Source organism: Alteromonas sp. Cnat2-8, from assembly GCF_022348355.1.
In the GTDB taxonomy this organism is placed as follows: Bacteria; Pseudomonadota; Gammaproteobacteria; order Enterobacterales; family Alteromonadaceae; genus Alteromonas; species Alteromonas macleodii.
The window spans coordinates 834826-847245 of sequence record NZ_JAKREX010000002.1; the positions used below are offsets into that span (position 1 = coordinate 834826).

Genomic DNA, 12420 nt, shown 5'->3' on the forward strand with positions numbered 1-12420 from the left:
ATTCAAAAAGTAAACCTCTGATTATGCGAATTTAGGAAAAAGTTAATATTCTAAACTCGGTTTATCCTCTGAGCACGAACGAATACATTATCCGCCCGTTAACGACATGTTAAATAGTTTCAGCTATTAGGACGAATAATGAAAACAAACAATAAATACACCCTACGCTTATCTGCTTGTGCATTAGCGCTAATTCTTAACCCTTCTCACGGCATAGAGTTGTTCAACGGGAAGGTCGGTAACGAACACGTTAAGGTTAGTGTTGGAGGTTATGCCAAAGTAGATGTCAGGCATGTTGAAGGGGATATTGCTTATCAGGATTATTGGATTGGTAATTTTCCTGGCGGGGAAGCAATAGAGACATCACACACAGGTTTCAATGTAGGAGAGTCACGCTTAAATATGGGCGTTTCTATAGGGGAGGTGAGTACTTTTATAGAAGTCGATATGTATGGCGGAGGCGGTAACGAAGCGGTAAGTAACTCTACTAACTTGAGATTACGTCACTTCTTCATCACCTATAAGAACTGGAGTGCGGGGCAAAACTGGAGCACCTTTATGCCGCTTCACGTTATTCCTGAGTCGTTAGATTTTGGTGGTCCTCATGTAGGAGAAGTGTTTGCAAGGCAAGTTCAGGTTAGATACACCTCTGGAAACTGGCAATTTGCCATCGAAAGCCCAGAGACCATTGGGGATGGTGATACCGACGCACCTGCCAATGCTGTAGGGCTTACAGGTGTAGCCGCTGACCCTGATGAGTCTACACCCGACTTTGTTGTACGATACAATTTAGATAGTCAATATGGGCAATATGCTTTCGGCTCTGTAATACGACTTGTCGATCAAGGAGGGGTTGAAGAAGTTACAGCAGCAGTAAATATCGCAGGCAAAATACCACTTTTTGCAAAAGATGATCTACGTTTTCAATTAACCGCGGGTAAGCCCGGTCGGTATGCTGCGGCCGGCATGACTGCTGATGTTGTTGAGGATCCTGCAACTCAAACATTGGAAACGGAAAGTACGCTGGCTTATACCGTAGCGTATCGCCATTTTTGGACTGAAACCCTCCGCAGCACTGTATTTTATGGAGCAGCTAAAACAGATATTTTGGGGCGCAAACGTTCGCACTGGGCGGTGAATGTTATTGATACGGTAGCGCCGCGCCTTGATGTTGGCCTAGAGTTTGGTGCTTATTCTATCAATGATGACAATATAGACAGCATTGACTCCAATTACATCCAAGCGTCAGCTAAGTTCGCGTTTTAAGATCGCTTCAATTATGTTTAGCGCCATGTTTTTGATGTAAACGGAGATTACTTCAATGTTTATCAATAAAAATAGGCGCTTCTATTGCTAAACGCCTCTTGAAGGTAGTTGACCAGTAGCTTTAGCTTTTTGTCAGGCTGACGCGAACGAGGATAAACGGCATAAATACCCATAGTCTTAGTTACGTACTCGACAAGTAGAGGCGAAAGCGCCCCATCTTCGATATCTTCATGCACTAATGCCTTGGGAAGAAATGCTACCCCCACACCTGCAATAGCGGCTTGCCTTAACGCATCCAAGTTGTTTGACTGTATTCGCCCGCCAATTTGAACGTTATGAAGCTCTCCTTCAATATGAAACGGCCAGAAGTCTGGGCCAGTGCTATCGTACTTGTAAATTAAACAATTATGTTCAGTTAAGTCATCAGGATGATTTGGGCGGCTTTTGTTTTTAAGATATGTGGGGCTTGCGCATACTATCCATTTTGAATCTATAAGGCGTTTAGCAATAAGAGAGGAGTCCTCAAGGTGGGCTGTACGAATGGCGAGATCGTAGCCTTCTTCAATGATATTGGTAACGCGATTGGTAATTGCAAGCTCTACATCCACCTCTTCGTGTAAATTGCAAAACTCGGCAATTGCGCGATTTAAGACCAGTTTTGCTGATACATTGGGCATAGTAATTCGGATTTTTCCACGCACTTCATCACTGTAACCACTGACGGCATCTTCTGCGTCTTGAATGGCTAAATTGGCGATTCTCGCCTTATTGTACAGTGTTCTTCCTGCATCAGTTAAATTGAGCTTTCGTGTAGAGCGGTAAAGCAATTGAACGTTCAAATCTGACTCTAATCGTGCGATACGCTTACTTACTACAGAATTAGTTAGGTTGAGTTTTTGAGCGACCTTTGAAAAAGAGCCTTCATCAACTACGTTCACAAAAAGGATAATATCGTCTGCTTTTGCCACTATTAGTCCAAAAATGGAAATAAACTTTGTCTTTAATGCATATATATCAACACGTGAGAAATTAGTACAGTCGCATACCTAAATTTTAACCCTGCATTAACATCGAGTTTCTAACGTTAGAAACTCGAATAATTAACTAATTATAATAAGAGGAAAACTCATGAATGAGATAACCCTTGGATTATTAGCGTTGCTACCTATAACGCTTTCAGCAGTGCTGCTATTGGGTTTACAGTGGTCTGCGAAAAGAGCAATGCCAGTTGTATTAGCAAGTACAGCACTTATGGCACTTTTAGCATGGGATATGTCGGCAGTACGGGTGGGCGCTTCAATTCTACAAGGCTTAGTGATTACAGTATCTGTTTTGTGGATTGTATTTGGAGCAATTTTTCTGCTCAACACATTGAAATATACTGGAGCAATTGATGTTATCCGCCAGGGTTTCACCAACATTTCACCTGATAGAAGAGTCCAGGCAATAATCATTGCTTGGTGCTTCGGAACTTTTATTGAAGGTGCTTCTGGTTTTGGCACGCCGGCCGCTATAGCGGCTCCTTTGCTTGTTGCCATCGGTTTTCCAGCATTGGCTGCCGTACTTATTGGTATGATGATCCAAAGCACACCCGTCTCTTTCGGCGCGGTGGGAACGCCTATTGTCATTGGTGTAAACAAAGGCTTAGACGGCCAAGCGATCAGTCAGACTTTGCAGGCTCAAGGCTGGCAATGGGAGCAGTTTATTCAACTAATCACCTCTGAAGTGGCAGTTATCCACGGAATTATTGGCTCATTTATGCCAGTTTTAATGGCTGTAATGCTCACTCGCTTTTTTGGCTCCAACAAATCTTGGCGCGAAGGGTTACAAATTCTACCTTTCGCCTTATTCGCGGGCGTCAGCTTTACCATTCCTTACGTATTTACCGGCATTGTATTAGGCCCTGAATTTCCATCGTTGATTGGAGGATTGGTGAGCTTGGCAGTGGTTGTTACTGCAGCTAAAAATGGTTTCTTGATGCCTAAAGCAACATGGGATTTCCCGCCGAAAGCGTCATGGGACAAAGGTTGGCTGGGTAATTTGGAAATAAAAGCAGACGACATAACGTCACAAAAGGCCATGCATTGGGTTACTGCTTGGGTCCCTTATTTAGTTGTTGCACTTTTGCTCGTTATATCCAGAGTGTTTCCAACAATAAAAGAATTTACTACGTCGCTGACACTCTCATTTGACAACATACTGGGTGAAACCGGTGTAAGTGCATCAATCAGTCCGCTATATCTTCCTGGTGGGTTGTTGTTAATAGGTGCATTGGTTGCAGTAATCATTCAAAGTAAAAAGGTATCCAAGGGAGAAGTGTTGTTTAAGGCTTTCAATGATTCCAGCAAAACGTTGCTAAGTGCTGGTTTTGTATTGATGTTCACAATTCCTATGGTTAGGCTTTTTATAAACTCAGGTGTGAATGGCGCCGACATCGTCAGTATGCCGATAGCTGGCGCGCAATTGTTCGCCAATATGTTTGGCGAAGCTTTCCCATTAATTAGCCCTACTATTGGTGCATTAGGTGCATTTATCGCAGGCTCGAATACAGTATCAAATATGATGTTCAGCCAGTTTCAGTTCGAAGCAGCACTAAGCCTTCAATTGTCACCTGCACTAATTATCGCAGCGCAAGCCGTTGGGGCGGCTGCCGGAAACATGATTGCAATACACAATGTTGTAGCTGCGTCGGCAACGGTAGGATTAATGGGGCAAGAGGGAGCTACTTTAAGAAAGACTGTTATCCCAACTATATATTACGTTGCATTTGCAGGTATTTTAGTATGGTTGGGGGTTTATGTGTTTGAAGTCGGCGGTCCATTAGTCGGCACAAACTAATTTTTAATACGCATTGCACTGTTCTAAGGAGTTATACATGCAAACAACCCCAATTATTGACGCTTTTAAACGCGTGCTAGGGGAAAGCAACCTTGCCGTAGGAACGCGTCAAACTGAGCACTATCGCAAGGGATGGCGGTCAGGCGAGGGCGAAGCATTGGCTGTACTTTTTCCACATACGCTAATGCAATATTGGGAAGTGCTAAAGGTTTGCGTTGAATATAACTGCATCATTATTATGCAGGCCGCGAAAACCGGCTTGACCGAAGGCTCAACACCAAGTGGAAGCGACTACGATAGACCAGTGGTGGTTATAAATACGTTAGCAATGGACGATATTGTTCTGGTTAACGACGGAACGCAAGTATTGAGCTTTCCGGGAGCAACACTGTTCAAACTTGAAAAGGCACTAAAGCCACTCGGGCGTGCGCCTCACTCTGTAATTGGTTCGTCATGCCTAGGTGCGTCTATTGTCGGTGGTGTTGCAAACAACTCAGGTGGGGCACTTGTCAAAAGGGGACCTGCCTATACTGAGTTATCGCTGTTCGCTCAGGTGGATAAAAGCGGAGAGCTAAAGCTTGTTAATCACCTAGGGATAGATTTAGGCGACACGCCAGAAGAAATTATCGGAAACCTTTCTTCTGGCAACTTTCCAAAATCTCTACCTGAAACCAGTATGAAAGCGTCGGCAAGTGATTATGAACACATCGTTAGAGACGTAAATGCTGATACGCCGAGCCGCTTTAATGCCGATCCAACACGGCTTTACGAAGCCAGTGGATGCGCAGGTAAAATTGCTGTGTTCGCGGTGCGTTTGGATACATTCGAAGTGCCTAATGAAGAACAAACGTTTTATATCGGTACGAATGATGCCTCTGTACTTACTCGTATTCGCAGAGACATACTGACTCAATGTAAAAACGTTCCTGAGGTGGGTGAATATCTTCATAGAGAAATGTTCGATATTGCAGATGTTTACGGAAAAGATACCATCATAAGTATTCAGCGTTTGGGAACTGACTCGCTACCTAAAATGTTTGCACTCAAAGGGCGGGTGGATGCCGTGCTCAACAAGTTACCTCTGCTTCCTCCTTACCTAAGCGATAGATTGATGCAGTTCGGTAGTAAGTTCTTTTCTGACCAAATACCCTCGAGTATAAGAACTTACCGCGACAAGTACGAGCATCATCTAATCCTTAAAATGAGCGATGGTGGGATCGAAGAGGTTAAAACGCTTTTGGCCAAGCTGTTTAACGAAGAGAAGCTAGATGGTGACTTCATTACTTGTAATGAAGAAGAAGCGTCTAAGGCGTTTTTATTACGTTTTGCTGCAGCTGGCGCCGCGGTTCGCTATCAAACGTTACACCATAAGCAAGTAGGAGATATCTTAGCATTGGACATCGCATTGCGCCGCAATGATGATTTATGGGTCGAGAACCTGCCTGAGCACATCGCCAAACACGTTGAAAAGTCACTTTATTATGGACATTTCTTCTGCCATGTCTTCCATCAAGATTATATACTTAAAAAAGGCAGCGACGCCAAAAAAGTAAAAGCAGATATGTTGGCACTATTAGACAGTCGTGGCGCTAAGTATCCGGCTGAACACAATGTAGGTCATTTGTATGAAGCCGAAAGTAACTTGCAGAAATTTTACAAAGACTTAGATCCAACCAATACGTTTAACCCTGGTATTGGCAAAATGGAAAAGCACAAACGCAACTGTTCGTGCTGTCTATAGCTGCATGCGAAGAGAGCCTTATAGGCTCTCTAATAGCGTTCTTGCTTGAGGACGCTTAAAGAAAGGGCGTTCCACTTTTACTGCATATTCTAGCTCTTTCTTCGCCTCTTCAATTCTATTGAGCTTGGCTAGCGTGTAGCCCAGGTGATAGCGAATATTTGGGTCGTTGGCGTCTCTGGCGAACGCATCCCTCAGCATTTTAAGGCTGCCTTCATAGTCTCCTTGTAGCGCTTTGATGTGACCGTAGGTATCCAATATTTTTGCTGAGTTTGGTTGAAGCTCGTAGGCCTGACGTGCATAGTTTTTTGCAGTGACTAGCGATTCCTCGATATGCATGATCGCTAGGCGATTGTAAGCCTCAGCAGGGTTGAGTAAGTTTGGTTGCTCAACAAGCTCCTTGTAAAGCGCTATCGACTCATCGAACTCTTGAATGAAGAATAAGTATTGCGCCAACAGGTTTTTTGCCAGCAGATTGTTTTCATTCTCGCTCACCAGTTTTCTTGCCGTATTCAAGAATACATCGACAAACTGATCGTTCAGTGCGTAGTTGTAAATGGCAACAAAAGCCTGTGCAAAAGTAGCGTCTACGTCTAACGCTTTTTCAAACTCTTTGATAGCTTGTTCACTGTTTCCCTTATTTGCTGCCAGACGGCCTTTCAAGAAATAATAAACCGGATTTTGTTGTTGGTTTGCGGGAATGGTTGTTAGCAATGATTGTGCTTTGTCGTTGTTTTGCATGTCGAGCAGTAGGCTCACATAGCGCAACGTGACAAACGTACTTGTATTCGCTATTTCATACGCTCGGGCCATGGCGTCTAAGGCGTTTTCATTATTATCAACACTCCGAGCTTGATCAGCATATGCGATAAGCTTGCCGGCATCGTCATTGATAAAATTCCTCACAATACTTAGCGTTTTTTCTGCATCGGCACGTTGACCTGCTTCTAACTGAAGCGCTGCTTTTCGAAGGAGATAATCGGCGTTGTCGAAATCGTCTTTGATTAAGAGGTCTAAGTGATAGAGCGCATTTTTTGTGTCGCCTTGTTGTTGATACAAAGACGAAACGCGCTCTCTCGCTCCAGTATTTGAAGGTGTAAGCGTCAATATATCGAGATAAATTTGCTTAGCTTCTTCTAGATTTCCTGCTTTGCTTAAATTGAACGCTTTCAGCATCAGCGTTTCATTATGTTGGGGAGACAGAGCAAGTAACTCTTCTACTAGCAGGTTAGATTTATCGACATTTCCTAAACGGCTTTCCGTGGCTGCTAAATTGAATTTCGCAGGGAAAAGCGTCGGGTTTTGCGCTAGCGCTTTTTCTATGTTGATCTTGGCTTCTTCTAATCGACCCTGTCTAATCAATATACCGGCTTTAAGATTGAAAACTTCTGCTTCGTTTGGAAACAAAGCGCTTAGTAAGTCAGCGCCTTTTAATGCATTCTTAAACTGCTGAGCTTGTAAATTCATCAATGAATAAGTGAAAAGAAAGCCGGCATTATCCTTGTAGGTAGATAAGTTATTTTCAAGAATCGATAGCGCTTCATCTTGCTTACCTCTAGCAGCCATTAATTTAATCTTAAATAGCTGGAGCTTGTTTTCATTCGGGTATTTATATTCAAGATTTTGCAAAAGTCGCTCGGCTTTAAAGGCTTTGTTTTGGCGAATAAATAAGTCACCTAAAAGCAGTGCTGAGTCTGGGTCTTCCATTAACGCATCCTGATGACGTTCAAGCAGGGCAAGGGCCTGCTTATCTTGTTGAGTCGCCATGTAAACTTGGCTCAACATCAATACCGCCTGTAAGTCATCAGGCTCTTGTTGCAAATAAGCGTTAAAATCTTTCGCGGCTGTCTCCATGTTGTTATTAAAGAAGTTAGTTAAACCACTTATGTAAAGCAACATGGGCTGTGAGGTAATAAGCTCAGGATCCAGTTGAGCCATGAAGTCGTTAAGTTCTTTTAGTTTTTCGTTATCGATAGCTTGCTGGTTATCTCTGCTTTGTAACCAGCTATTAAGTAAAATTGCCAGCGGATCATTGGGTGTATCTTGGATTATCTCATCTACGAACAGTTTTGCCGTGTCGTAGTCTTTCGCTTCTAAATACAAATCAACAAGATTCCGTAATGCAATGGGATCGTCTCGATTAAAAGTCAGTGCTTTTTGTAAGTGTGCGGTTGCAGCGTCTGTATCACCCTGTCGGTATGCGAGTTGCCCCTTCAATCGCCATGTTATTGCATTTTCTGGTTCTAACGACATGGCTTTATTGATAAGCGAGGTCGCTTTGGATAAATCTTCATTTTGAAGAGCTATGGAGGCTAAGCCATTTATTGCAGGTACAAAATTAGGCGTGCGTGAAACAATTGTATTGTAATCACGTAGGGCACACGACTCGTCTTGCAGTCTAATACACGCAGTTGCACGTATCATCAGCCACTCGCGCTCCGCATCACCTGACAGTTTGTTTAGATCAGAGAAGTCTACAATTTCTTGGTACCTGTTCAAAAACAACCAAGTGTTGCCGAGAGGCTCTGCCAGAAGGTTGATATCTGCACCCATTTCCAACGCTTCTACAAACTCCATTTCTGCTGCAGTTAAGTAGCCATTAATAAGCAGTATTTCGCCCATTAGGATTTTTGCAGCAAGGTTTTCAGGATCTTTTTGTAAGCTGTTTTTAAGGTGGATATAGGCTTCGTCGTATTCGTTTTGATTAAACGCGGTCAGTGCTTTTTCGTAGTCTTCTGACGTAGAAGCAAAACTGTTAAAAGCGATTAATGATGAGGCAACTGCAGAGACAATAGCGCGTTGTACAACACGCTTTTTATTATTAAAAAAATCCATATATACCTTCGAAACTTAGCCTAGCCGCTGGCTTAAAAATAGCATAAAAAAAGGTGGCCTAAGCCACCTTCTAAAGATACGTGTTTTCTATGCGTTTTTAAACAATTAAACGCGGCGCTTACGTCTATAAAGAACAAGACCTAAACCCAACCCCATCAGTGCTAGGGCGCCAGGCTCACTAACTTCTGCGGTTGGTTGAGTCATTGACACACCAATGGAAGACAGTTTTAATTGTACGCTGTTAAAGTTACTCTTAGCGTTATCGTCGAAAATGGTATTGTATGCACCTATTAACCAGTATTTTGCACTACCAGTTAGCTTCGTAAATGTTGATTCGTACAAACCGTTTGAGCCTTTTGAACCTACGCCATAGTGACCTAGTGTATTCTCAACAATAGCGCTTGTAACAGTGTTCCAAGTTGAGTTGGCTCCGCTCTCAAATGCCGCAATACTATTAAGACCCGCAACAGTAACTTCTTTACTATCATTGTCGCCGACTACCCAAGTGAAGGCTGCATTTTCAAGAGTCACTGACTCGCTAAATGACAGTAAGAACATATCAAAATCTCTGCCACCGCCGTCACCGCTATTATCAACTGCGTGACTATCACCTCCCCAAGAATAATCACTATTTTTAATTCCGTAGCCAACGTGTCTATTTGCTAAAGTACAACCATTATGACCAAGCGTACAGTTCCACCAACCTTGAATATTGCCCTGGGCAAGTTTGTCGTCGGCGTGTCCTGCAGAGTTTGACCAAGCAGTGATTCCTACATCAACTGTAACGCCGTTGATCTCGATTGAGGTATTGCTGTTTTGCGCATTGGTCGTTTGTGAGTAATTAGCGCTGCCATTAGAATTGGCGAGTGTGTATTGTGCATCATACTTTGCACTGTTGAGGCTTGAATCTGTAGCGAAAACTGATGAACTAACAGCAAGTAATAGTATTGTCAGCGATGTAGAAAACTTCATATTTTGAACTACCCAAAAAGCAAAATTAGATGATTATTTCTAATGTTATGCTTATTTCATGCCAGTTTGTTTAAGTTTATGATTTTTAAGTTAATGTTATAATTTGAAAAGGGACGATATGAGAGAGGGTAAAAAAAACTGACAGATTTTCCAACCTGTCAGTGATCTAAAGTCTAATTTCTTCAAATGGATTTTTTGCGACGCCACATCACGAGAAGTGAACAAGCCATGAGTAAGCCAATGGTGCCAGGTTCAGAAACTTCTGTTGGCGTTGGCGTACCGGCAGACTCTGTTACAGAGAAGCCAACATTAGCAAGCTTAAAGGCATCATTACCTACATGGCCGCCAATATTTCCGAATACGGTGTTATAAGCGCCAACCAACCAATATTGAGCGGACTCAGTGAAAGTAAAGTCAGCGCGGTGATCTAAATATTCACAGTTTTCAATATCAAATGAGGCTGAAGTTAAGGCGTTAGCGACAATATCGCTCCACGTGTTAACACCTGAGGTTAGTTTCGAAGTATTACTTAGTGCTGCAACAGATACTTGGCTGTCGCTGCCACTGTAAAACCATGAAAAACTTGCGCCCGTTAGTGTCACCGCAGAGTCGAAAGATAACAACACGAAGTCATAGTCACGTTCTACGTTAGTCATACCACTATAATAAGCGTTCGCGCTACCTTGAGAGTAATAGTTGATATTGTCAATAGCGTGGTCAGCGTCGCCACGATAGTATGCTTCATCATTGTTTGTTATGCCGTAAGCCCATTTATCTGAGATTTTTTCTAACTTGGCGCCAACGACTGTTTCGCCGGTAACTCCTTGTGTGTCCGAAAAGGCGGACATATTAATATTTAATCCGTCTATTTGAACAAAGGAATTATTCGTCTGATTGGTTTGTGTCACTTTGTCATCGACTAGATCGTAGGTGTATTCTCCCAACGGAGAGTTACATACATTGCTTTGTTCGTAGCTTTGGCTCGATGACCCACAGTGAGAATAACTTTGCTTTTTATAGTAGGTAGCGAATGCTGAATTAGCACTCAGGGTAGATAGCAAAGCTGTGGAAAGTAATAGTACAGTTTGCAAAGAAAACGTTTTTTGTAGCGTTCGCATAATTGCTTTCCTATATATGAAGCGCAAAGCACTTCAAGTACACGCCGAGTGATGTGTGCGCACATTATGCGAACACAAACTTGGTAGTACCTAATTTCAACATGGACTTGTATGATATATGAACGGTGAGCTATTTAAGGTATGTAACCGTATACCTAGTTATTAGTTGTTTGTTTGATCGTGAGCATACGCGGTCCTGAATAAATAGAAGCCAAGCGCCGGCATTGTGGTAGGAGTACGTGTAATCAATGCAAAGCTAATAACGTTTTGCAACGGCGTTATGTAAAGGAACGAGGCAGCCTTTTTACTTTGCTATGCGTTCCTGCATATCTATGAAATAATTAGTGCAATTGTATATGTAGAAGTATGAGGACATATGTCTGATCAAAAACGTAAAGGGATATACTTACTTCCCAACTTATTAACAACAGCAGGGTTGTTTTCGGGTTTCTTTGCTGTGGTTTCGTCAATGAACGGCAGGTTCGAAGCCGCGGCAGTGGCTATCTTTGTTGCTATGATTTTTGATGGCTTAGATGGGCGTGTGGCAAGAATGACGAACACGCAAAGCGACTTTGGTGCTGAGTATGACTCAATGGCAGATATGGTTTCATTTGGAATGGCACCTGCACTTGTTGCTTATAATTGGGGGTTAACTGAGCTGGGCAAGTTAGGCTGGTTAGCGGCCTTTATATATGTAGCGGGTGCAGCTCTTCGTTTAGCTCGCTTCAATACGCAAGTTGGTATTGCCGATAAGCGTTTCTTCCAAGGTCTCGCAAGTCCGGCTGCTGCGGCTGTTGTCTCTGGTCTTGTATGGGTTGGAGTTGAGTATGATGCTGTTGGTACCGACTATGGTTTAATAGTTGCTGCAGTAACTGGCTTGGCAGGTTTGCTGATGGTGAGTAACTTTAAATACAATTCTTTCAAAGAAGTTAATTGGCACGGTAAGGTTCCATTTGTAGGCCTTCTTTTAGTTCTTCTGATATTCGTTGTTGTGGCAACAGAACCCGCTTTAGTATTGTTCCTCGTTTTTGCACTATATGCGTTAGCTGGACCTATCAATACGTTTCGTACCGTTGAGAAAGTAACGTTAGACGATGTAGTGGGCGATCATGAAGAAGATGCAGACTTCAATGCCGATAAAAAGAAAAGCAATGAAAGTGTAGACAATAAGCAGGAATGATTACGTAGCAATAATCAGATGTCTTCGCTCAATAATAAAGAGGATATGCCTTTTTGAGCTGATAGAATAAGGATATACAAGCGTAAACGCATGCTTAATGTACTAATAGATTAAAAAGCGACCGAATGGTCGCTTTTTTTATATTTATTTAAAAAAGGGTGTTGACGATGCTACAGGAATGCGTAGAATGCGCGCCTCCTCAACAGGGAACAGCAAAACGCTAACAACTGATGAGGATGTCAAAAACCAAGTTTAAAAATAAATAAACAAAAGTTGTTGACAAAAAAAAGATGCGCTGTAAGATACGCATCCGCTTCGGGAGAGGCAGCTAGCAAAAGCTAGTAACGTTCTTTAAAAATTTAGACAAGACAATCTGTGTGGGCACTCGTTAAGAGTGTCACAACGACGATTCATATTTCGATATATTTAATTGAAGAGTTTGATCATGGCTCAGATTGAACGCTGGCGGCAGG

General features: G+C 42.6%; 8 protein-coding genes. 4 read left to right on the forward strand and 4 right to left on the reverse strand.

The window, feature by feature from the left end; genetic code table 11:
- Positions 1–138 precede the first annotated feature (138 nt).
- Positions 139–1266, forward strand: a complete 1128-nt coding sequence (locus MHN00_RS07815) for a DcaP family trimeric outer membrane transporter (RefSeq protein WP_014976971.1) — start codon at positions 139–141, stop codon at positions 1264–1266.
- Between the two features lie 62 nt (positions 1267–1328).
- Here the strand turns inward: MHN00_RS07815 and MHN00_RS07820 are convergent, their stop codons facing one another.
- Entirely contained in the window at positions 1329–2234 is a 906-nt protein-coding gene (locus tag MHN00_RS07820; protein WP_014979761.1) for a LysR family transcriptional regulator, read from the reverse strand.
- A gap of 160 nt (positions 2235–2394) precedes the next feature.
- Here MHN00_RS07820 and MHN00_RS07825 point away from each other — a divergent pair, with 160 nt between their 5' ends.
- A complete protein-coding gene (locus tag MHN00_RS07825; RefSeq protein WP_239300843.1) occupies positions 2395–4104 on the forward strand; it encodes an L-lactate permease in 1710 nt (569 codons plus the stop codon).
- Between the two features lie 37 nt (positions 4105–4141).
- Complete coding sequence (dld, locus tag MHN00_RS07830; RefSeq protein ID WP_202286121.1) at positions 4142–5845, forward strand: D-lactate dehydrogenase; 1704 nt, start codon at positions 4142–4144, stop codon at positions 5843–5845.
- An 18-nt stretch (positions 5846–5863) separates the two neighbouring features.
- Here the strand turns inward: dld and prsT are convergent, their stop codons facing one another.
- From prsT to xdp1 (MHN00_RS07845), 3 genes are all read right to left on the reverse strand, one after another.
- Positions 5864–8677 (reverse strand): XrtA/PEP-CTERM system TPR-repeat protein PrsT, encoded by a 2814-nt coding sequence (gene prsT, locus MHN00_RS07835; protein WP_239300844.1) that lies wholly within the window; start codon positions 8675–8677, stop codon positions 5864–5866.
- A gap of 105 nt (positions 8678–8782) precedes the next feature.
- Positions 8783–9649 (reverse strand): exosortase-dependent surface protein XDP1, encoded by an 867-nt coding sequence (xdp1, locus tag MHN00_RS07840; RefSeq protein ID WP_014950061.1) that lies wholly within the window; start codon positions 9647–9649, stop codon positions 8783–8785.
- A gap of 182 nt (positions 9650–9831) precedes the next feature.
- Positions 9832–10767: an exosortase-dependent surface protein XDP1 gene (xdp1, locus tag MHN00_RS07845; RefSeq protein ID WP_239300845.1), complete on the reverse strand. Its 936-nt coding sequence runs from the start codon at positions 10765–10767 to the stop codon at positions 9832–9834.
- A 376-nt stretch (positions 10768–11143) separates the two neighbouring features.
- Between xdp1 (MHN00_RS07845) and pssA the strand changes: the two genes are divergently transcribed.
- Complete coding sequence (gene pssA, locus MHN00_RS07850) at positions 11144–11947, forward strand: CDP-diacylglycerol--serine O-phosphatidyltransferase (RefSeq protein WP_014950059.1); 804 nt, start codon at positions 11144–11146, stop codon at positions 11945–11947.
- The last annotated feature ends 473 nt before the right edge of the window (positions 11948–12420 follow it).

What these genes read in the sequence shown, in the direction of transcription:
- MHN00_RS07815 (WP_014976971.1), top strand. Translation starts at nt 139, where the DNA reads ATGAAAACAAACAATAAATACACCCTACGCTTATCTGCTTGTGCATTA.
- MHN00_RS07825 (WP_239300843.1), top strand. Translation starts at nt 2,395, where the DNA reads ATGAATGAGATAACCCTTGGATTATTAGCGTTGCTACCTATAACGCTT.
- dld (WP_202286121.1), top strand. Translation starts at nt 4,142, where the DNA reads ATGCAAACAACCCCAATTATTGACGCTTTTAAACGCGTGCTAGGGGAA.
- prsT (WP_239300844.1), bottom strand. Translation starts at nt 8,677, where the DNA reads ATGGATTTTTTTAATAATAAAAAGCGTGTTGTACAACGCGCTATTGTC.
- xdp1 (WP_014950061.1), bottom strand. Translation starts at nt 9,649, where the DNA reads ATGAAGTTTTCTACATCGCTGACAATACTATTACTTGCTGTTAGTTCA.
- xdp1 (WP_239300845.1), bottom strand. Translation starts at nt 10,767, where the DNA reads ATGCGAACGCTACAAAAAACGTTTTCTTTGCAAACTGTACTATTACTT.
- pssA (WP_014950059.1), top strand. Translation starts at nt 11,144, where the DNA reads ATGTCTGATCAAAAACGTAAAGGGATATACTTACTTCCCAACTTATTA.